Source organism: Pseudomonas sp. B21-054, assembly GCF_026016345.1.
Taxonomy (GTDB): domain Bacteria; phylum Pseudomonadota; class Gammaproteobacteria; order Pseudomonadales; family Pseudomonadaceae; genus Aquipseudomonas.
Genome location: NZ_CP087204.1, coordinates 4,759,048 through 4,778,509, shown reverse-complemented (window position 1 = coordinate 4,778,509; position 19,462 = coordinate 4,759,048). Strand labels below are relative to the sequence as shown.

Here is a 19,462-nt window from a genome sequence, read left to right as displayed (position 1 = left end):
TCCTTTCCACAAAGAGCTGTGTGTGGGGGCATCAGACCTTCAAGACTTTCCCGCTGACGGCTACCGCCATCAGCGACAACGCAATCAACCCAAACGCAAAGCTCAAACTGCTGCCATGGGCAACAAACCCGATCAGCGCCGGGCCGGCGAGGATGCCGGCATAGCCGATGGTGGTGATGGCCGGTACGGCGATCGCTTCAGGCATCAGGGTCTGTTTGCCGACGGCGGTGTACAACACCGGCACGATGTTCGAACACCCGATGCCCACCAACGCATACCCCAGCAGCGCCGCTTGCCACATCGGTGCCAGGGTCGCCAGCAGGAACCCCGCCGCAGCGACCGCACCGCCATAAATGATCACGCGTCGGGCGCCCAAGCGATGCACCACTGAATCGCCCGTCAGGCGGCCGACGGTCATGGTCAGTGCGAACGCGGCATAACCCAACCCGGCATAGGCCGCATCCACCGCACGCTCGGTGGTCAGGAACACGGCGCTCCAGTCCAGCACCGCACCTTCGGCCAGGAATACGATGAAGCACAGGATGCCGATAAACAGCACCACGCCGTGGGGAATGGCAAACGCGGGTCCTGAGCTTTCACTGCCGTAGGGCAGCAGATGCGGCGCGGCCTTGAACAACGCCACCAGCAGCACCCCATTGACCACCAGCGTCGCTCCCAGCGGCGAAAGCCCCAGGCCGAGCAAGGCGCTTACACCGGCTGCGCCAATGATCCCGCCGAGGCTGAACATGCCGTGGAAACCCGACATCATGGTCTTGCCACTGGCGCGCTCGACGATCACCGCCTGCAGGTTCACGGTCGAGTCCACGGTGCCGAGCCCGGCGCCAAACAGGAACAAGGCGGCCACCAGCCAGGGCAGGGACGTCATTGTCGCCAGCAGCGGCAACGCCAGGCAGATCAGGAGCGTGCCGCCGCTGAGCACCCGACGGCAGCCGAATCGCGTGGCGAAAGCGCCGGAAATCGGCATCGCCAGGATCGAGCCCACGCCGAGGCACAACAACAGCAGCCCGAGGGTGCCTTCATCCAGGTTCGCCCGTACCTTGGCGTAAGGCACCAGCGGTGCCCAAGCGGCGATGCCGATGCCAGCGATGAGATACGCAATGCGGGTGGACATCTGTTCCAGGCGTCCGGGAATAAAGGTGGGCGGGGGCGTAATGGCAGTCATGAAACGTCCTTGGTTTTCTCGCGGTGCGGTGATGCGGGGCAGGGGGCCCATGCTTGCATATCCACTGACCGCACCGCGACCCCAAGGTGCCGATTCAAGTGCGGGGCACGCGAGCAAGCTTTGCCCGCAGGGCCGATGCCAGCATAAAGTACTGGCCCTTGCTGGCTGATTCCGAGGTCTGATCCATGACGCAGTTCTATGACGCGCGCGGCAATATCTATGCGGTCGTTTCTCCGCAGCAGGTCCGTGCCGGTGGTGTGGACCTACCGCACTCGGCGGCCCAGGCCGCACAAACGCGTCAATCCTGGGCAGTGGCTGCCGTGCACGTCTTCTGTGCCTGGGCGCCGGGCGAAGCGCCGCCGGATGCCAAGGCCCATCGTAGCGACGGACTGTTGATCGGCCCGTTCCAGAGTGAACCCCCCTTTGACGTTTTGATCGTCAACACCGACGGCACCCTGGCCGAACGCAGCGGCAATGGCCTGACGATTTTCTCCCAGGCCCTGCAGGAGCAAGGCTTGATGCCGGATGATCAGGATTGTGTGCTACAGGTTCATCACGACCAACCCCACGGCTTGTCACCGCTGCAAACGTCGGTTCAGGCCGCTGGGTTCGAGGGGATGCAGGGTTTTTGGCTGGACTTGGGACAAGCGCTGTTCGGGCCTCAGGCGGTGGACGCCCAGGACGTAGAGAAAGTGACCTTTAACCAACGCGACGTCAGTCGAGTCGCCGCGCTGCAGGCGTTGAACCCAGGCTGGGGCAACAGCCAATTCGTGAGCATCGGTAACCCTCACTGCGTGACGTTGGTGGACGATGCCAAGGCGTTGCCGAGCAACCCGCAGATGCGGGCTACGGCGTTGTCGCAACCCCTGACGCGCATCGCTTATGCCGTTCCCGGTGGGGGCGGAATTCCGTGTGCGATGGGGGTGAACCTGCAATGGGCCTGGCTCGAAGCCGAAGGGCGGATCGTTGCCCGGGTATTCGAACGCGGCGAAGGCCCCACCGCGTCCTCGGGCACCAGTGCCAGCGCCGTGGCCTGCGCTGCGTGGCGGGTGGGTTGGGTGAAGGCGGGCCAGGTGCGTGTCGTGATGCCTGGCGGCATTGTGCCGATCCTGTTGCAGGAACAGGGCGATGGGCAGGTGCGGGTCAGCCTGTTCGGCACGGCCAAACCCGTACCAGAGCAATCCACGCAGAGTTCTGTGTCGGTTAACTGATCGGATTTAACCTCCGGGGTCGCCCGTTGGCATTAAAGGCCAAGGCCTTCCTCGATCAGCGAGAGCAAGGCGTCCTCGTCCAGGGGCACCGGTTCAGGTTGCGGTTGTCCGCTCGACCGGAGCGTCTGGAGATGCCAAAGCGATTGGCCATGCTCGCCGAGTGTTCGCACCATGCAGCGTGCTTGCCCTTTCATATGGACCTCGATGCACCCATCTCCCTTGGGAGAAAAGCGGGCGATGGGATCGAATGAAAGGCGGTGATGGTTGCCTTCAATCACCAATTGATCGATGGCGTAGTGGTAGGTCGAACCGCTGGAATGACTTTCGAATACGTGAGTGGGGTTGCGCCGGATGTCCAGCCCGGCCTCGCATACGGGGGCCAGCCAGGTTTCGATCTGGCGGTACAACTCGTAGACCTGGGCGGGCCAATGTTCGATTGCCAGGTCGGCACAGTTGTCGGTATCCGCGCGGGTCTGCTGGGTTTTCCTCAGTTTGGCCGCTAGCTCGTCTGCCTTGCTCATGTCGATTCCCTGTCGTGATGATAGGTTGAGCTTAGCTGATGGGGTGTTGGGTTTATTTGCGCTGGGTCATGCGGTGGTATGTTGTTGGAAGTGGGCGGGGACGGTTGGCGCTCGCCTTGGACGATCTCATCCATCTGCTGAACGCTTTCCATCAACTCATTGAAAAATTTGCTCATGTGGTTATCTCCGGTGTTTGAAGGTGAACAATGCTAGGGGACTTTCATTCCTCGATTCACCTCGTGAGTTGTAACCAAATTTGGAAATGCCCCGATGATCAGGACCGGAGAACAAAGCAAGACCATGCACATGACAACACTGAGTCATAACGATCTGGAATCGCTGCGCCACGCGCTTACCCTGGCCAGTCTACCCGTGGACGACCTGACGCTTCCCGGCCGACGGTTTTTCAGCTTCAACCAACACGGCATCGACGTGGCGTTCGGTGGAATCGAGGGCAGTGGTGCCGACCGGTTGCTGCGCTCGCTGGTGGTCCTCGAGGGCCAGCGGGGGCGAGGCACCGGCGCGGCGGTGTTGGGCGCCCTCGAGGCGTTTGCGAAAAGCGAAGGGGGCGGGCGGCTCCATTTGCTCACCGACAGCGCCGTCGCGTTCTTTACTGCCCACGGCTATCAGGCACGAGATCGTTCGCTGGCGCCTGCGTCGATCAGCGCAATGGCCCAATTCAAGACGTTGTGCCCGGCTTCGGCGACGTATCTGAGCAAGGGCCTCGCCTAGCGCAGCAGGTGCACCGCTAGTCCGGCCAGCCCGCATGCCAGCAAGACCTGGATCACCCCGCGCTTGTAGCGAAACAGTGCGATGGCTGCGGTGATCGCGATGATTGCCGAGGGCCAGTCCAGCGCGCCTGCAAAACCGTTGGGCCAGAGCACGTGGTAACCGAAGAAGCAGGCCAGGTTGAGGATCACCCCGACCACCGCGGCGGTAATCGCGGTCAGCGGTGCGGTGAATTTCAGCGTGTTGTGGGTCGACTCCACCAGCGGGCCGCCGGCCAGGATGAACAGGAACGAAGGCAGGAACGTAAACCAGGTCACCAGCGCGGCCGCTACGGCGCCGGCGAGAAAGGCCTGTTCGGGGCCGAATACCTGCATCACGTAGCCACCGACGAAACCGACGAACGCCACCACCATGATCAACGGCCCGGGCGTGGTTTCACCCAAGGCCAGGCCGTCGATCATTTGCGTCGGCGTCAGCCAGCCGAAGTGTCCCACGGCGCCCTGATACACGTAGGGCAACACCGCGTAGGCGCCACCAAAGGTCAGCAGTGCGGCCTTGGTGAAGAACCAGGCCATTTGCGTCAGGGTGCCTTCCCAACCGAACATCACCGTCAGCAGCCCCATGGGCAATGTCCACAACACGGCACCGATGAGCGCCAGTTGGGCGAGCCGCAACGTGCTGAATCGGGCATGGTCCGGGGTCGGGGTGTCATCGTCGATCAGTGCCGGGCCGAAGGACTGGTGCTGGGCGTCATGACTGCCCGGGCTGAATTTTTCCGGTACCCAGCGACCGCCCAGGTAACCGATGACAGCCGCACCCAGCACGATCAAGGGGAAGGGCATGTTGAAGGCAAATATCGCGGTGAACGACGCGGCGGCGATTGCCCACAGCCAATTGTTCTTGAGCGCGCGGGAGCCGATCCGGTGGGCGGCATGCACCACGATCGCCGTCACGGCTGGCTTGATGCCGTAGAAAATTCCCGCCACCACCGGCACTTCGCCAAAGGCGACGTACAGCCAGGACAGTGTGATCAGAATGAACAGCGAAGGCAGCACGAACAGCGCCCCGGCAATCACCCCGCCCCAGCTGCGGTGCATCAGCCAGCCCAGGTAGGTCGCCAACTGCTGGGCCTCGGGCCCTGGCAACAACATGCAGTAATTGAGCGCATGCAAGAAGCGTCGCTCGGAAATCCAGCGGCGGCGCTCCACCAGCTCCTGATGCATGATCGAGATCTGTCCCGCCGGACCGCCGAAGCTGATAAAGCCCAATTTGAGCCAGAACCAGAAGGCTTCACGCAGGCTGACGACCGCGGGCCGGGCGAGGGGGAGGGCGTCGACGGTTCGGGTGGGTTCGCTCATGGTTGGCGGGTGCTTAACAATCAGGGGCGGTCTACGTTATGGGGCGTTACGCAATTTAGATAGCCCCCGGCTGGAAAAAGGCTCAAGACGCAGTGCCGGGGCGGGGAAATTCGGGTGTCGCCAGTGTGGCAAGCGCGTGTTATTTCTGCGGAGTAATGACTGGTTTTTGGATCCACTCCAGCCGCCCATCGGCTGCACAATACAGGCAAATTGCCGCCCCACAAACGGTAGGATAAGCTCACGGATATAAGGGGCTTTGAGCGATTTGCTCATGCTTTGCCCTCTTCAGGAATTCGCTTGCCTATCCCCATTTTCGATCCGTTCCATGTCCATGGCGGTGCCCTGAAACGCCTGCCCCTGCTCAAAGCAGCGGTGATGTTTATTGCGGCGGTGTGCCTGTGCCTTTGTGGTTTGCTTTACCTGCAACTGGAGCAGTCGCGTCGCCACGACCTGGAGTCGGCTCGCGTCGCCTCGGCCAACCTGACACGCGCCATGTCCCAGCAGGCCCAGGATACTTTCCTGCAGACTGATCTGGTATTGGCCAGCTTGGCAGATTGGATCCAAGTCGATGGTTTTGGCCCGGCGCAGAAATCGCGCTTGCAGAGTACGTTCGAACGGCGGGTCCAGTCTCTGGAGCAGTTGCATGGCCTGTTCCTGTTCGACAAGCACGGTCATTGGGTCGTTACCTCCTTTGAAGACCTGCACAGGGGGCCAGGGGTAGCGGATCGGGATTATTTTACGTTCCACCAGCAGAACGCCTCCCTGATCGCACATATCGGTCCGGCGATCCGCAGTCGGCAAAATGGCGAATGGATCATCCCGGTTTCCCGGCGCTTGAATGATCAGGACGGCAACTTCCAGGGTGTGCTGCTGGCCGGCATCAAAATGTCGTACTTCGATCGGTTCTTTAAAAGCTTCAGTCTCGACGATAAAGGCGAGATGGCCTTGGCGTTGTCCGACGGGACATTGTTGGCCCGCCGGCCTTTCGACGAGGCGCGGATCGGCCATCCTCTGGCCGAGGAGCATGTTCTCAGGCATGACCCGGTGAGCGGGATGTCCGGCGATGCCATCATCCGTTCCGCTGCCGACGGCATCGTCAGGCTCTATGGCCATCAACATTTGCAAGCCTACCCACTGACGGTTACCGCTGCGATGTCTGAAGAGTCGATCCTGGCGGGCTGGTATGAGCGGGCTTTCCAATCCAGTCTCATTGTGGCCCTGGTGGTCCTGGGCATTTGCCTGTTCGGCTGGGTATTCGTGCGTCAGGTGCGTAACAGCGAGCGGATCGAAGCGGACCTGCGCAAGGCCCAGCAAGCGCTGGAGCTGATTGCCACCCATGACAGCCTGACCGGGCTGGCGAACCGGCGATTGTTCGAACGGGCCCTGGACATCGAGTTCGGTCGAGGCGCCCGCCAGCGCAGCCCCTTGAGCCTGATCATGGTCGATATCGATTTCTTCAAGCGCTACAACGACACCTACGGGCACGTGGCGGGGGATCATTGCCTGGCGGAGGTGGCGCAGGTCCTCAAGGATTGCTGTCACCGCAAGGCTGACCTTGCGGTGCGTTACGGCGGTGAAGAGTTCGCGGTGCTGCTGCCTGACACCAACCTGAACGGGGCCATGGCGTTGGCCGAACAGATCCGTCACCGGGTTATCGACAAACACATCACCCATGCAGGATCTCCGACCGGCTACTTGACGGTGAGCCTGGGTTGCTACGCCTTTGTGCCTAGCAGCCTGGACAACATCGAAGTCTTCATCCAGCGGGCCGATGCGGCGCTTTATCAGGCCAAGCACGGCGGCCGCAACCGTGTGGCGGCGTTGTCGACCGAAGGCGGACTCGACGCGCTGGAGCGCTCGGATCGTTGAGATCGGTTGGAATCATCAGCACCTGACGACGGTCCATTGCTCAGACACTTCGCTGGCGAAATGGAGGCGGTGTGTAGGCCCTGTCGCTTCAGGTCATGAATGCCACGAAGTACAGGGCTATTTCCTCAGCCGACCGATCGACAAAGCGGCGTTCGCGCATTTGCTGCAAAGCGGTCGGCCCTTACCGAAAACCGGTTCCTGAGCACCCATTGCAACCACCGCGACCTGTCGTCGGTCACAGCTAATGTCCTGAAAAAGTAGATCGAGTGCTGGCTCCATGAAAAACCTGCGGATCGCGACCTTCAATATCAACGGCATCCGGGCGCGGTTGCCTAACCTGCTGGAGTGGCTGGAGCGGGAAAAACCCGACATTGTCTGCTTGCAGGAGCTCAAGGCAGCGGACAAGGATTTCCCGGCGGCGGAGTTGGAGTCGGTGGGGTATGGGGCGATCTGGCACGGGCAGACGTCCTGGAACGGCGTTGCCATTCTCGCCCGTGATGCGCAGCCGCTGGAGAGTCGCCGTGGCCTGCCCGGTGGCGATGAGGACAGCCACAGTCGCTACTTGGAGGCGGCGGTGCATGGCGTCCTGGTGGGCTGCCTCTACCTGCCCAATGGCAATCCGCAGCCTGGCCCCAAGTTCGACTACAAACTGGCGTGGTTCGAACGGCTCATCGCCTACGCACAAGGGTTGCAGGCCAGCGATCATCCTGTGGTGCTGGCGGGTGACTACAACGTGGTGCCCACCGACATGGACATCTACAACCCACGGTCCTGGCTCAAGGATGCGTTGCTACAGCCCGAAAGCCGCGAATGTTATCAGCGCCTGCTCGACCAGGGCTGGACGGACTCGTTGCGCCATCTGTATCCAGAAGAGCGGATCTACACCTTCTGGGATTATTTCCGTCAGCACTGGCAGAAAAATTCCGGGCTGCGCATCGATCACCTGCTGCTCAACCCCGTGGCAAGCCCCTACTTGAGTGAGGCCGGCGTGGACGCCTGGGTCAGGAACCAGGCGCACCCCAGCGACCATGCCCCCACCTGGATCCGGCTGGCATCGCGAAAACGGCGATGAGAGACGAAGCGCCCTGACCGCTTATTGTCTCTGCAAGGGGAATGCCTTATACCTGGCGCCAACCGCAGCGAGCTTTCTGCAAGCCCTGCATCGGACCAGGAAAGGACACCCTCATGAGCCAACCCCGACTGAGCGATATCGGCCGCTATCTGCAACGGCTGGGCTTCGATACGCCGCCAGCCCCGACCCTCGACACCTTGCGTCAACTTCAATGGCGCCACACGGCCGAGTTTCCCTTTGAAACCCTTTCGACGCTGCTGCGTCAGCCGGTTCCCATTGACCTCGAATCGGTCGAGCGAAAAGTCTTCGAACAAGGGCGCGGCGGCTATTGCTATGAACTCAATCAACTGTTCCTGGCGCTGTTGCAGGCGCTGGGCTTCGAAGCCCGAGGCATCACCGGACGGGTGGTGATGAATGCCCCCGAGGGCGCCTGGACTGCTCGGACGCACCGCCTCAGCCTGGTGATGTTCGACGGCGTGCGCTACATCACGGATGTGGGCTTCGGCGGCATGGTGCCCACTGCGCCACTGTTGCTGGACAGCCGAGACACCCAGCTCACCCCCCACGAACCGTACCGCATCGAGGTCAACGACGACGGTTACCTGTTGCGCGCCAACGTCGCTGGTGAGTGGCGGCCAATGTACCTGTTCGATCTGCAGCGTCAGCAGGACATCGACTACACCGTCGGCAATTGGTACGTCTGCAACCACCCTGAATCGCCCTTCATGGGCCGGTTGATGGTGGCCCGCACCGGCGACGGGCTGCGCAAGACCCTTAATGGCAACAGCTATGCTGTCCACCGGATAGGGCAGGAGAGCGAGCGACGAACCATCAACGACGCAGACGAATTGATTGACCTGCTGGAAACTGAATTCAGCTTGCGCGTACCCCCCAGGGAGCTCTTGCGACCCGCAGTCGAGGGGTTGTTCCAGCCATGAGCCAAGCTTCTTGATACCGGATTGAACCTCTGTTGAAGGCGTGAATGGCAACAAATTGTATACAACTCTATGGACATTTGTCCTGAGTTTTGAATACAGTGTGCCCATAACAAAAAACAGGGAACCTGCGAACCATGAAAACGCCCCATGTTTCACTCCCACGGCCCGAGGACGAAACCCTCGGCGTCGGTGCGAATATGGCTTACGGCCTGCAACATGTACTGACCATGTACGGGGGGATCGTCGCGGTGCCGTTGATCATCGGCCAGGCTGCCGGGCTTTCACCGGCGGATATCGGCCTGTTGATTGCCGCGTCATTGTTTGCAGGAGGCTTGGCGACCTTGTTGCAAACCCTCGGCTTGCCGTTTTTTGGCTGTCAGCTGCCGCTGGTCCAGGGGGTTTCGTTTTCAGGCGTTGCCACCATGGTGGCGATTGTCGGCAGCGGTGGAGAAGGGGGCTTCCAGGCCATCCTGGGCGCGGTGATCGCCGCGTCCTTGATCGGTTTGCTGATTACCCCGGTGTTCTCGAGAATTACCCGGTTCTTTCCGCCACTGGTCACTGGCATCGTGATCACCACCATCGGCCTGACGCTGATGCCCGTGGCGGCACGCTGGGCAATGGGCGGCAACAGTCACGCCGCCGATTTCGGCAGCATGGCGAACATCGGCCTGGCTGCCGTCACGCTGGTGCTGGTGCTGTTATTGAGCAAACTGGGCAACGCCACCATCTCCCGGTTGTCGATTCTGCTGGCGATGGTCATCGGCACGCTCATCGCGGTGTTCCTGGGCATGGCGGACTTTTCCTCCGTCAGCCAAGGCCCGATGTTCGGCTTCCCCACACCCTTTCACTTCGGCATGCCGACCTTTCACATCGCTGCGATCCTCTCGATGTGTATTGTGATCATGGTGACGCTGGTGGAAACCTCCGCCGACATCCTGGCGGTGGGCGAGATCATCGACACCAAAGTCGACTCCAGGCGCCTGGGCAACGGCCTGCGGGCCGACATGCTGTCGAGCATGATCGCGCCGATCTTCGGGTCTTTCACGCAGAGTGCCTTTGCCCAGAACGTCGGGCTGGTGGCGGTGACCGGGATCAAGAGCCGTTTCGTGGTGGCGACCGGCGGCCTGTTCCTGGTGGTGCTCGGCCTGTTGCCCTTCATGGGCCGGGTGATTGCGGCAGTGCCAACCTCCGTACTGGGCGGCGCCGGTATCGTGCTGTTCGGCACCGTTGCCGCCAGCGGCATCCGAACCCTGTCGAAAGTCGATTACCGCAACAACGTGAACCTGATCATTGTCGCCACCTCAATCGGCTTCGGCATGATTCCTATCGCCGCACCCAGTTTCTACGATCATTTCCCCAGTTGGTTCGCGACGATCTTCCACTCGGGTATCAGTTCCTCGGCCATCATGGCAATCGTGCTGAACCTGGCGTTCAACCATTTCACCACGGGCAATTCCGACCAGCAGTCTGTCTTTGCCGCCGGAACCGAGCGGGTGTTGCGCTACCAGGACCTGGCCGCGCTGCGTGAAGGCGACTACTTCATCGACGGCAAGTTGCACGATGGTGATGGCAACGAGATACCTGTGGTGACGGAACCTTCCCATGCGCCTATCGGACAGGGTCAGGTTCGGCTGAAAAGCAGCGAGCATGTCTGATCCAGTCAGACTGACCCTGGTCCAATAAAAAAGCAGCCTGTGATCCTCGATCACAGGCTGCTTTTTTTGCGTCACCGCAGTGGCTGGCTACCAGCGACCGTAATGACCGCGAGGTGGGCCGTAGTAGTAGCCCCGTGGTGGCCCGTAATACACCGGCGCCGGGCGATAGTAGATGGGCTGCTCTACATACACCGGCTGGGGCTGGTAATAGACCGGTGGCGGTTGCTGCACATAGACCGGTTGCGGTTGGACGTAGACGGGTTGTTGCACATAAACCGGCCGGTCACGGTTGATCAATGCCGAGCCGACGATGGCCGAACCGACGATGGCACCAAACACGGCGGGACCCTCCCAACCACCACGACCATGGGCGGATGCCTGGCCGGTGACCGCGAGTGCCCCCATGAGCAGGGCGATGATGGGAAGTTTACGATTCATGGCTGTTCCTCGTTTCGGCCCCGGCGCCTGTGGTCTGCAACAGACCCAATGAGGGTTGCGGGGATACTTGCTCTGACAGCGATTTTTCCAGATTTTACCGCGCCGTTGGGTAAATATTGTGTAAGGTCTGTACCGATTTCTTTACCGCGCCGAGCAACCCGGCGGGCCTGAGGCCTGGCTGGGCTTGGCTGAATCATCGAATAAGACCTGATGGGACGGTGACTCCGTCTGTCCGAATGTGACTGCAAGGAGACGAGCATGCAGATCAATCCTAACAAAGACACTCAACTGTGCATGTCGCTGTCGGGGCGCCCCGGAAATTTCGGCCTGCGCTTTCATAATCACCTGTATGAACAATTGGGCCTGAATTTCTATTACAAGGCGTTCAGCAGCCAGGACCTGCCCGGCGCTGTCGGGGGGATCCGCGCCTTGGGCATCCGCGGGTGCGGTGTGTCGATGCCGTTCAAGGAAGCCTGCATTGCCCTGGTCGACGAGCTGGATCCTTCCGCCGCGGCGATTCAGTCCATTAACACCATCGTCAACACCAATGGCCATTTGAAGGCCTACAACACCGATTACATTGCCATCGCCCAGTTGCTGCAAACCCACGCCGTGCCCCGGGACTCGACCTTTGCCCTGCGCGGCAGCGGCGGCATGGCCAAGGCCGTGGCCAGCGCCTTGCGCGACGGCGGCTACAAGAACGGGGTGATCGTTGCCCGTAATGAAGCGGCCGGCCGCGCCCTGGCCGCGTCCCTGGGGTACGAGTGGCAAGCTGAAGTGGGGGCGCTGCGGCCACAGATGTTGATCAACGTCACGCCGATCGGCATGACCGGCGGCCCGGAAGCCGATCAACTGGCGTTCGAGCCCGACGCCATTGCAGCGGCCGAGACTGTGTTCGATGTCGTCGCGATTCCGTCCGAGACGCCACTGATCGTGCGCGCCCGGGCGCAGGGCAAGCGGGTCATCACCGGGTTGGAAGTGATTGCGATCCAGGCCCTGGAGCAGTTCGTGCTGTACACGGGCGTGCGGCCAGACCTGGAGCAATTCGAAAAAGCCGTGGCGTTCGCCCGGTCCTGAACAGCGGTTATTCCAGGCGTGCCAGACGCTCCTCCAGCGCCGCGATCCGCGCTTCGAGCTCTTCGATGCGCTCCAGTGACACACCGCTGCCGGCACCGCGTTCCACGGGATGCTGGCGGGCGGCGAGGATTGTCTCGATGTCCGCCGGGTCGCCCATGGCATGCATATAGCGATCTTCGCGCTGGCCGGCCTGGCGCGGTATCAGCAACGCCAGCCCGCGAGCGATCAGGCGTTCAAGCTGATGCACCACCTGTTCGGTATCCTCGAAGTCGTGCATGCGGCCGCTGCGGGTCAGCAGCTCATTGACGGTTTGCGGGCCGCGCAGGAACAGCAGCCCCATCAGAATCACCTGGGCCGGCACCAGCTCCAAAGCCTTCTCGATCCGATGTTCCCAACGGTCGGCGCGGCTGCCCATTACCAGTCTGGTAAAGCCGCGACCTTCCAGTGCCCGCAGGCTCTGGCCGACCTGGCCCGGGTTGAGATTCATCACCGGTTCACGGCTGGTCTTCTGGTTGCAGGCCAGTACCAGGGCGTTAAGGGTCAGTGGGTAGGTCTCAGGGTTGGTGGCCTGCTTCTCGACCAACGCGCCGAGGATGCGGATTTCCGTGCTGTTGAGCCGTGGCTCTTGAGCCTGGCTTTGTTCTTCTATGCTCATCGCGCGTTCCCTATGCTGTGGAAGCCGCCTAGCCTAATCCTTGCGCAATAAAAGACAAGCTGCGCAACAGCCGTGGCTATAATCGCTCCACGTTTTGATTTGTCCTTTTCCACCACCTGCATGAGATCACCATGACTATTTCCCTGTACGCCGCTTCCGTCCCGGTTTTCAAGCAGATGCTCAACGCCCTGAGTGATGTCTTGAACAAGGCTGAAGCCCACGCCAGCGCGAAAAACATCGACCCGAATGCCTTCCTGCAAGCCCGTCTGTACCCGGACATGTTCCCGTTGGTGCGCCAGGTGCAGATCGCCGTGGACTTCGCCAAAGGCGTGTCCGCGCGCCTGGCCGAGCTTGAAGTGCCGAAGTATGACGACAGCGAGACCACCTTCGCCGAGCTGCAAGCCCTGATCGCCAAGGTGCTGGCCTTCATCGACGGCATCAGCCCCGAGCAGATCGATGGCAAGGAAGGCATCGAAATCGTTACCCGCCCGGGCACGCCGAAGGAAAAACGCTTCACCGGCCAAAACTACCTGCTGACCTATGGCCTGCCGCAGTTCTTCTTCCACGTCACCACCGCTTACGCACTGCTGCGTCACAACGGTGTGGAAGTAGGCAAGCGCGACTACATGGGCGCGTTCTAAACCCGCCGGTATGAAAAAGCCCGGAACGGTGTGGGCCGTTCCGGGCTTTTTTGTGGCTGCTGTTTATGGGATCAGCTGGTTAGTCATCTGTGAGTGATCTACCGCTATCGCGAGCAAGCTCGCTCCCACAGGGTTTGCGACAGGCACAAATCCAATGTGGGAGCGAGCTTGCTCGCGATGACGGCGCCACAGAGGCCACCAGAGGCAGGTCGATCCTGATTACGCCGTACGCGCGAGCTTCTCTTCTTCACCCAGGCAAGCCGCCGCGGTGAACAGCACGTCCGTAGACGAATTCAATGCCGTCTCCGCCGAGTCCTGCAAGACACCGATGATGAAGCCCACCGCGACCACCTGCATGGCGATTTCGCTGGGAATGCCGAACAGACTGCACGCCAGGGGAATCAGCAACAGCGAGCCGCCGGCCACGCCGGACGCGCCGCAGGCGCAAATGGCGGCGACGACGCTCAGCAGCACAGCCGTCGGCACGTCCACCGCGATACCCAGGGTGTGCACGGCCGCCAGGGTCAGCACAGTGATGGTGATGGCAGCGCCGGCCATGTTGATGGTCGCGCCCAGCGGGATCGATACCGAATAGGTGTCTTCGTGCAGGCCCAGGCGTTTGCTCAGTTCCAGGTTCACCGGAATGTTCGCCGCCGAGCTGCGGGTGAAAAATGCAGTGATGCCACTTTCACGCAGGCAGGTGAATACCAGCGGGTATGGGTTGCGACGCAGTTTCCAGAACACGATGAGCGGATTGACCACCAGCGCCACGAACAGCATGCAGCCGATCAGTACGCTCAGCAGGTGCAGGTAACCGAGCAGGGCACCGAAACCGGACGTCGCCAGGGTCGAAGCGACCAGTCCGAAGATCCCCAGCGGGGCGAAGCGGATCACCAGGCGCACGATCACGGTTACGCCGTTGGACAGGTCTTCGAGCACGGTGCGTGTGGTCTGGCCTGCATGGCGAATGGCGAGGCCCATGCCGATGGCCCAGGCCAAGACGCCGATGAAATTACCGTCGATCAGCGCCCGGACCGGGTTGTCCACCGCGCTCAGCAGCAGGCTTTGCAGCACCTCGCTGATGCCGCCGGGAGCGGTGACCGCAACGTCTTGGGTCGTCAGCACCAGGCTGGACGGATACAGCGTGCTGGCAACCACCGCGACCACGGCCGCTGCGAAAGTACCGAGCAGATACAGAAACAAAATCGGCCGGATGTGGGTTTCCTGGCCATGCTTGTGGTTGGCGATCGACGCCATGACCAGCACGAACACCAGGATCGGCGCCACGGCCTTGAGCGCGGACACGAAGACCTTGCCAATGAATGCGGTGGACTTCGCCACGTCCGGCGCCAGCCATGCCAGGACAATACCGGCGATCAGGCCAATGATGATTTGCGTCACCAGGCCGGTGCGTTTGAGGCGGTGCAAGAGAGAAGGGGACACAGCAGTCATGACGGCATCTCTGATTTTTTTGTGTGCAACGGTCGACGAATCAGGGCAACAAGCGGGCAGGCCACATGAGCGGGACCGAAAAGGAGTACGACGTTTTGCAGGCCGCGGACTTTATCACAGCCCGACGAAAAATCTGACGGACCTGTGACGATCCGTCACCCTTATCCGGGTCATCCTGCGCGCTTGTCTGATGCCCACATTCTGTTAGGCTTTGTCGCCTCACCTTTCTATTCCGCCAGCGGGCCCTTGGGCTAACGCTGGTGTCGTCGTTTTGCTGGAGTTTTGCATGTTGTTGCCCATTTTCCTGTTGTCGGCCGCCGGTTTTACGGTGTTGACCACGGAATTCATCATCGTTGGCCTGTTGCCGTCCATCGCCCGCGACCTGCAAGTCACCATCCCCCAGGCCGGGTTGCTGGTGACGTTGTTCGCGTTTACGGTGGCGGCGTTCGGGCCGTTCCTGACCGCCTGGTTCGCCCGCTTCGAGCGGCGCAAGCTGTTCATCAGCGTGCTGGTGATGTTCGGCCTCGCCAACACACTGGCGGCCCTGGCGCCCAACATCTGGGTGATGGCCGTCGCTCGGTTGATTCCCGCCCTGGGTTTGCCTGTGTTCTGGGCGTTGGCCAGTGAAACGGCGGTGGACATCGTCGGGCCGGAGTACGCCGGGCGGGCCATCGCCCGGATCGGGTTCGGCATCGTGTGTGCGACTGTATTTGGCATTCCCGTGGGTACGCTGATTTCCGATGCGTTCGGCTGGCGCAGCGCGTTTGCGATCCTGGCGGTCATTGCCTTCGCCAAGGCCTTGCTGCTGTATATCTACCTGCCCAAGACCGACCTGCACCAACATCAGGTGAGCTTGCGTTCGCAATTCAAAATCCTGCGCAGCCCGTTGATGCAAGGGCATGTGCTGCTGTCGATCCTGGTGTTCAGCGGCATGTTCACCGCCTACACCTATCTGGCCGACATCCTTGAACGCCTGGCCGGTTTTGACGGCACGCTGGTGGGCTGGTGCCTGATGGGCTTCGGGGCCGTGGGGCTGGTGGGCAATTCCCTGGGCGGCCGTGCGGTGGACCGGCATCCGTTGATGGCGTCGATGGTGTTCTGTCTGTTCATGATTGGCGGCATGGTGGCGCTGGTGCCGAGCATTCACTCGACCCTCGGGCTGGCGGCGGCGATGGGCATTTGGGGCGTGACCCAGGCGGCCTTGTTCCTGGTCAGCCATGTGCGGCTGATGAAGGCCGCGCCCGAAGCACCGGCTTTTGCCGCGTCGCTGAACATTGCCGGTGCCAACCTGGGGATTGGTTTGGGCGCGATGGTCGGTGGGCGGGTCATCGATACCCTGGGCCTGGGCAGCGTCGGTTTTGCAGGGGCCGGGTTCATTCTCGTATCGATCCTGCTGGCGTTGTTGCTGATGACCTTCAAACCCCGCGCCACCTGTTCGGGCTAGCCATTGAACAACTCGCGACGTGCCCCTTCGGCAATCGCGACGATGCCCGGATGGCAGACCTTGCGTTCTACGGAAATGGCGTAGAACGACTCGCTCACCGCATCGGTCCGGCCGATCACCTCCACGCCGTATTGGCGCTTTACCTCTTCGGCGATCACGCTCGGGCCGATGAAAATCCCGCTGCCTGATTGGCCGAAGGCCTGCATCAACGCGCTGTCGTCGAACTCACCGACGATGCGCGGTTGGATCTGTTGCTCGGCGAACCAGCGTTGCAGGCGGCTGCGTACCACGGTTTCCGGGCCGGGGATGAGCAATGGCGCGTCATGCAGGCTGCGGGGAAAGTCCTGCCCGTAACGTTCGGCCAGCGCCGCGGTGGCAAAGAAACTGATTCCGCATTCCCCCAATTTCTGGCTGTAGCCCTTGATGTCCAGGTGGGTCGGCATCGGGCTGTCGGAAATCACCAGGTCCAGGCGCTGGATCGCCAAGTCCGCCAACAGCCGTTCGAGCTTGTCCTCGCGACAGGTGATGCGCAGCGGTTCATTCAATTCCATGGTCGGTGCCAGTAGCCGATAAACGATGGATTTGGGCACCACATCCGCTACCCCGACCCGAAACAGGGTTTGCTGCTCGTTGGGCTGGGCCCGCAGCATCAACTCCAGTTCACCGCCCAGCTGGAACATATGTTCGGCATAGGGCAGCGTCTGGCGCCCGGCTTCGGTCAGTTCCAGCTGTCGCCCGACGCGGCGAAACAATTTGATGTTATAGGTCTGCTCGAACAGGGAAATCTGCCCACTGATGGTTTGCGGGGTGAGGTTCAGTTGCTCGCAGGCCCGCACGATGCTCCCGGTTTTCGCCACCACCCAGAAGTAATGCAGTTGTCGGTAATTGAGCATGGGGTCACGTCAGTTCGTAAAAAACGAAGTATAACCGCTAAAAATACGAATTTTCCTGAAGTATCCTCGTCTCTAGAATGCCTTGCCATTGGTGGGCACCTTTCGGGCTCCTTCTATTTCTCAAGAGGCATTTATTTCATGACATACAAATCCCTGGGGCTTGTAACCTTGCTGGCGATGTCTTCAATGACCCTCGTGGGTTGTGAACAGGCTGAAAAAAGCGCCCAGCAATTAATGGGGCAGGCTGCGGAAACCGCCAAACAGGCCATCGACGACACCCACAAAGCCGCCGAACAGGCCATCAGCGAGGCCACCGGCGGGTTGATCAGCCCCGAGAAAAAACCGGCGGACGACGCTGAAAAAACCGAAAACTCCACCCAAACCATCTAAGCCGCCCTATCGAGTCAGGACTGACCCATGGATTATCTTCTGCAACTCGTTGCCAGCCCCACCGCCTGGATCGCCCTGGCTACGCTGGTCGTCATGGAAATCGTGCTCGGCATCGATAACCTGATCTTCATTTCGATCCTGACCAACAAACTGCCTGAACAGCATCGTGCCAAGGCCCGGCGCATCGGTATCAGCATGGCGCTGGTCCTGCGCCTGGGCTTGTTGAGCACCATTGCGTTCATCGTGCAGCTGACTGAGCCTGTCATCGAAATCCTTGGCCATGCGTTCTCCTGGAAGGACATGATCCTGATCGCCGGTGGCCTGTTCCTGCTGTGGAAAGCCACCACCGAGATCCATCACAGCATGGACCCCGCGCCGGAAGATCCTAAAACGGCCGCGTCTGGCGTGACCCTGGGCTTTGCGGCCGCCATCGGTCAGATCCTGATGCTGGATCTGGTGTTTTCCATCGACAGCATCATCACGGCCGTGGGCATGACCGAACACCTGCCCATCATGATCATCGCGGTTGTGGTCTCGGTACTGGTGATGCTGCTGGCGGCCGAGCCCCTGGCTAAATTCATCAATGACAACCCGACGGTGGTCATGCTGGCGCTGGGCTTCCTGATCATGATCGGCATGACGCTCATCGCTGAAGGCTTCGGGGCGCATGTACCTAAAGGCTACATCTACGCCGCCATGGCGTTCTCGGCGGCGATCGAGGTGTTGAACATGATGTCCCGTCGACGCCGGGAAAAGGCGTTGGCCAACAGAGCCTGACTCCAGGCAGACGCAAAAAAGCCTCCCGGGTCCAGGCCCGGGAGGCTTTTTCATGAATGTTGCACAAGGAGGATCAGTGTGCGGCGGCGTGGCGCCTGGTGGATTTCGCGGTTTTTTCCGCTTGCGGTGGCGCGTGATGGTGGCGACGGGTGATCCGCAGCACACCCCACAGCATGGCCGTGGCTACGCTTAGCCAACCGAATATCAGCATCAGAATTGTCGTTGTCAGGCTCATCTGTGCCTCCTTCCGCCCAGGTTCAGGGCACGCAATCAGTACAGTAGACAGTCTAGTCGACCCAGTGTTGCAGGTAGTCGATCGTCAACGCCCGGGACGCAGCGGTTCGCTCTATCGCGGTGTTGCGACTGTTGTTTAAGGCTATATACCCAGGCGTTTGCGCACCTTATGATCGACGGCCCAAGCATGGCCCGAATATCGGGTGCCTGAACAAGAGAGTCATAATGTTGCCGGTAATTTCCTCTTTTCGATCACTGGTATTGGCGACGGCTTGCCTGGCGGCCCTGGCAGGCTGCGCGGCCAGCGTGTCGCCCCAGATCAAACGGCTGCCCGAGCGGGTGGAACTCAACAGCGTGCCGTTTTTTCGCGGCGAAATGTACCAGGGGGCCCCGCAGTCCCTGGCCGCCCTGTTGACGTTGCAAGGCACAGTGATCACGCCGGGGCTGTTGGAGAAACCTTTGCACCTGCCGGGAGGCGAAGCCGGTTTGCAGCAAAATATGCAAACCCTGGCGCGCGAATATGGGTTGGTGGTGTACCCACTCGACGACGAGCTGTCGGCACTGCTGGAGCAGGTTGCGGCGGGCTACCCCGTGTTGCTGCGCTACACCGGCGGAACGGCGTTCTGGTCCGGGCCGCGCTATGGGATTCTCGTTGGGTACAACCGGCAGAAGCAGACGGTCTTGTTGCGATCAGGCATGGATCGGCGACAGCTGATGAGCTTCAGTTCGTTCGAGTCGGCCTTCAAAAGCGCAGGTGGCTGGGCGGTACTGGTCCAACGTCCTACGCAGCTTCCGGCCAATGTCAACGCACAGCGCTGGCTGAAAGCGGCGGATGAACTGGCCGGCGCAGGGCAGGAACGAGAGGCGGCGCGGGCCACCAAGACGCTGGGCGCCGCCCACTGATCGTCGGTTCCGTTCGTCACTT

At 61.1% G+C, this 19,462-nt stretch carries 20 protein-coding genes and 1 pseudogene; 12 read left to right on the top strand and 9 right to left on the bottom strand.

Features of this window, described 5'->3' with window-relative positions:
* Window positions 1–31: 31 nt before the first annotated feature.
* Window positions 32–1,183: an MFS transporter gene (locus tag LOY70_RS20635; protein ID WP_265029135.1), complete on the bottom strand. Its 1,152-nt coding sequence runs from the start codon at window positions 1,181–1,183 to the stop codon at window positions 32–34.
* A gap of 185 nt (window positions 1,184–1,368) precedes the next feature.
* On the opposite strand from LOY70_RS20635, the gene LOY70_RS20630 reads away from it, so the two are divergent.
* Window positions 1,369–2,394, top strand: coding sequence for a diaminopimelate epimerase (locus tag LOY70_RS20630; RefSeq protein WP_265029134.1), 1,026 nt, complete (start codon window positions 1,369–1,371; stop codon window positions 2,392–2,394).
* Window positions 2,395–2,426: 32 nt separating this feature from the next.
* Here the strand turns inward: LOY70_RS20630 and LOY70_RS20625 are convergent, their stop codons facing one another.
* On the bottom strand, window positions 2,427–2,915 hold the full coding sequence (locus tag LOY70_RS20625) for a hypothetical protein (protein WP_265029133.1): 489 nt from the start codon (window positions 2,913–2,915) through the stop codon (window positions 2,427–2,429).
* Window positions 2,916–3,013: 98 nt separating this feature from the next.
* Window positions 3,014–3,091 (bottom strand): annotated as a pseudogene (locus LOY70_RS20620) (transcriptional regulator); the annotation flags it as partial.
* A gap of 130 nt (window positions 3,092–3,221) precedes the next feature.
* Here LOY70_RS20620 and arsN2 point away from each other — a divergent pair.
* Window positions 3,222–3,647 carry an arsenic resistance N-acetyltransferase ArsN2 gene (arsN2, locus tag LOY70_RS20615; RefSeq protein WP_265029132.1) on the top strand — a complete coding sequence of 142 codons (426 nt, stop codon included), beginning with the start codon at window positions 3,222–3,224 and terminating at the stop codon, window positions 3,645–3,647.
* Here the strand turns inward: arsN2 and chrA are convergent.
* Window positions 3,644–5,002 (bottom strand): chromate efflux transporter, encoded by a 1,359-nt coding sequence (gene chrA, locus LOY70_RS20610; RefSeq protein ID WP_265029131.1) that lies wholly within the window; start codon window positions 5,000–5,002, stop codon window positions 3,644–3,646. The genes arsN2 and chrA overlap by 4 nt on opposite strands.
* A gap of 297 nt (window positions 5,003–5,299) precedes the next feature.
* Here chrA and LOY70_RS20605 point away from each other — a divergent pair, with 297 nt between their 5' ends.
* The 4 genes from LOY70_RS20605 to LOY70_RS20590 all read left to right on the top strand — a co-directional run bounded on the left by LOY70_RS20605 (window position 5,300) and on the right by LOY70_RS20590 (window position 10,536).
* Window positions 5,300–6,871, top strand: coding sequence for a GGDEF domain-containing protein (locus LOY70_RS20605; RefSeq protein ID WP_265029130.1), 1,572 nt, complete (start codon window positions 5,300–5,302; stop codon window positions 6,869–6,871).
* 277 nt (window positions 6,872–7,148) lie between these two features.
* Entirely contained in the window at window positions 7,149–7,943 is a 795-nt protein-coding gene (xth, locus tag LOY70_RS20600) for an exodeoxyribonuclease III (RefSeq protein WP_123343032.1), read from the top strand.
* A gap of 113 nt (window positions 7,944–8,056) precedes the next feature.
* Entirely contained in the window at window positions 8,057–8,881 is an 825-nt protein-coding gene (locus tag LOY70_RS20595; protein WP_265029129.1) for an arylamine N-acetyltransferase family protein, read from the top strand.
* Between the two features lie 134 nt (window positions 8,882–9,015).
* A complete protein-coding gene (locus LOY70_RS20590; protein ID WP_265029128.1) occupies window positions 9,016–10,536 on the top strand; it encodes a nucleobase:cation symporter-2 family protein in 1,521 nt (506 codons plus the stop codon).
* 87 nt (window positions 10,537–10,623) lie between these two features.
* On the opposite strand, the gene LOY70_RS20585 is transcribed toward LOY70_RS20590, so the two are convergent.
* Complete coding sequence (locus LOY70_RS20585) at window positions 10,624–10,974, bottom strand: hypothetical protein (protein WP_025214700.1); 351 nt, start codon at window positions 10,972–10,974, stop codon at window positions 10,624–10,626.
* Between the two features lie 258 nt (window positions 10,975–11,232).
* Between LOY70_RS20585 and LOY70_RS20580 the strand changes: the two genes are divergently transcribed.
* Complete coding sequence (locus LOY70_RS20580; RefSeq protein ID WP_265029127.1) at window positions 11,233–12,051, top strand: shikimate 5-dehydrogenase; 819 nt, start codon at window positions 11,233–11,235, stop codon at window positions 12,049–12,051.
* Between the two features lie 7 nt (window positions 12,052–12,058).
* On the opposite strand, the gene LOY70_RS20575 is transcribed toward LOY70_RS20580, so the two are convergent.
* Window positions 12,059–12,706, bottom strand: coding sequence for a YceH family protein (locus LOY70_RS20575; protein ID WP_123343036.1), 648 nt, complete (start codon window positions 12,704–12,706; stop codon window positions 12,059–12,061).
* A gap of 131 nt (window positions 12,707–12,837) precedes the next feature.
* Here LOY70_RS20575 and LOY70_RS20570 point away from each other — a divergent pair, with 131 nt between their 5' ends.
* Entirely contained in the window at window positions 12,838–13,347 is a 510-nt protein-coding gene (locus LOY70_RS20570; RefSeq protein ID WP_123343037.1) for a DUF1993 family protein, read from the top strand.
* Window positions 13,348–13,566: 219 nt separating this feature from the next.
* Here LOY70_RS20570 and sstT read toward each other — a convergent pair whose 3' ends face one another.
* The gene (gene sstT, locus LOY70_RS20565; protein ID WP_265029126.1) at window positions 13,567–14,799 is read right to left on the bottom strand and encodes a serine/threonine transporter SstT; all 1,233 of its coding nucleotides are present in this window, start codon (window positions 14,797–14,799) and stop codon (window positions 13,567–13,569) included.
* Between the two features lie 286 nt (window positions 14,800–15,085).
* Between sstT and LOY70_RS20560 the strand changes: the two genes are divergently transcribed.
* Window positions 15,086–16,243, top strand: a complete 1,158-nt coding sequence (locus LOY70_RS20560; protein ID WP_265029125.1) for an MFS transporter — start codon at window positions 15,086–15,088, stop codon at window positions 16,241–16,243.
* On the opposite strand, the gene nhaR is transcribed toward LOY70_RS20560, so the two are convergent.
* Complete coding sequence (nhaR, locus tag LOY70_RS20555; RefSeq protein ID WP_265029124.1) at window positions 16,240–17,136, bottom strand: transcriptional activator NhaR; 897 nt, start codon at window positions 17,134–17,136, stop codon at window positions 16,240–16,242. The two genes, LOY70_RS20560 and nhaR, sit on opposite strands and share 4 nt — an antisense overlap.
* A 138-nt stretch (window positions 17,137–17,274) precedes the next feature.
* Between nhaR and LOY70_RS20550 the strand changes: the two genes are divergently transcribed.
* Together LOY70_RS20550 and LOY70_RS20545 are read left to right on the top strand one after the other, a co-directional pair.
* On the top strand, window positions 17,275–17,526 hold the full coding sequence (locus tag LOY70_RS20550) for a hypothetical protein (protein WP_265029123.1): 252 nt from the start codon (window positions 17,275–17,277) through the stop codon (window positions 17,524–17,526).
* A gap of 27 nt (window positions 17,527–17,553) precedes the next feature.
* A complete protein-coding gene (locus LOY70_RS20545; protein ID WP_265029122.1) occupies window positions 17,554–18,303 on the top strand; it encodes a TerC family protein in 750 nt (249 codons plus the stop codon).
* Window positions 18,304–18,376: 73 nt separating this feature from the next.
* Here LOY70_RS20545 and LOY70_RS20540 read toward each other — a convergent pair whose 3' ends face one another.
* Window positions 18,377–18,538, bottom strand: coding sequence for a hypothetical protein (locus LOY70_RS20540; RefSeq protein ID WP_185045864.1), 162 nt, complete (start codon window positions 18,536–18,538; stop codon window positions 18,377–18,379).
* A gap of 224 nt (window positions 18,539–18,762) precedes the next feature.
* Between LOY70_RS20540 and LOY70_RS20535 the strand changes: the two genes are divergently transcribed.
* A complete protein-coding gene (locus LOY70_RS20535; RefSeq protein WP_265029121.1) occupies window positions 18,763–19,440 on the top strand; it encodes a peptidase C39 family protein in 678 nt (225 codons plus the stop codon).
* The last annotated feature ends 22 nt before the right edge of the window (window positions 19,441–19,462 follow it).

Bases quoted from the DNA above. Each gene is read 5' to 3' on its own strand.
- LOY70_RS20635 (WP_265029135.1), bottom strand. From the start codon at position 1,183: ATGACTGCCATTACGCCCCCGCCCACCTTTATTCCCGGACGCCTGGAA.
- LOY70_RS20630 (WP_265029134.1), top strand. From the start codon at position 1,369: ATGACGCAGTTCTATGACGCGCGCGGCAATATCTATGCGGTCGTTTCT.
- LOY70_RS20625 (WP_265029133.1), bottom strand. From the start codon at position 2,915: ATGAGCAAGGCAGACGAGCTAGCGGCCAAACTGAGGAAAACCCAGCAG.
- arsN2 (WP_265029132.1), top strand. From the start codon at position 3,222: ATGACAACACTGAGTCATAACGATCTGGAATCGCTGCGCCACGCGCTT.
- chrA (WP_265029131.1), bottom strand. From the start codon at position 5,002: ATGAGCGAACCCACCCGAACCGTCGACGCCCTCCCCCTCGCCCGGCCC.
- xth (WP_123343032.1), top strand. From the start codon at position 7,149: ATGAAAAACCTGCGGATCGCGACCTTCAATATCAACGGCATCCGGGCG.
- LOY70_RS20595 (WP_265029129.1), top strand. From the start codon at position 8,057: ATGAGCCAACCCCGACTGAGCGATATCGGCCGCTATCTGCAACGGCTG.
- LOY70_RS20590 (WP_265029128.1), top strand. From the start codon at position 9,016: ATGAAAACGCCCCATGTTTCACTCCCACGGCCCGAGGACGAAACCCTC.
- LOY70_RS20585 (WP_025214700.1), bottom strand. From the start codon at position 10,974: ATGAATCGTAAACTTCCCATCATCGCCCTGCTCATGGGGGCACTCGCG.
- LOY70_RS20580 (WP_265029127.1), top strand. From the start codon at position 11,233: ATGCAGATCAATCCTAACAAAGACACTCAACTGTGCATGTCGCTGTCG.
- LOY70_RS20575 (WP_123343036.1), bottom strand. From the start codon at position 12,706: ATGAGCATAGAAGAACAAAGCCAGGCTCAAGAGCCACGGCTCAACAGC.
- LOY70_RS20570 (WP_123343037.1), top strand. From the start codon at position 12,838: ATGACTATTTCCCTGTACGCCGCTTCCGTCCCGGTTTTCAAGCAGATG.
- sstT (WP_265029126.1), bottom strand. From the start codon at position 14,799: ATGACTGCTGTGTCCCCTTCTCTCTTGCACCGCCTCAAACGCACCGGC.
- LOY70_RS20560 (WP_265029125.1), top strand. From the start codon at position 15,086: ATGTTGTTGCCCATTTTCCTGTTGTCGGCCGCCGGTTTTACGGTGTTG.
- nhaR (WP_265029124.1), bottom strand. From the start codon at position 17,136: ATGCTCAATTACCGACAACTGCATTACTTCTGGGTGGTGGCGAAAACC.
- LOY70_RS20550 (WP_265029123.1), top strand. From the start codon at position 17,275: ATGACATACAAATCCCTGGGGCTTGTAACCTTGCTGGCGATGTCTTCA.
- LOY70_RS20545 (WP_265029122.1), top strand. From the start codon at position 17,554: ATGGATTATCTTCTGCAACTCGTTGCCAGCCCCACCGCCTGGATCGCC.
- LOY70_RS20540 (WP_185045864.1), bottom strand. From the start codon at position 18,538: ATGAGCCTGACAACGACAATTCTGATGCTGATATTCGGTTGGCTAAGC.
- LOY70_RS20535 (WP_265029121.1), top strand. From the start codon at position 18,763: ATGTTGCCGGTAATTTCCTCTTTTCGATCACTGGTATTGGCGACGGCT.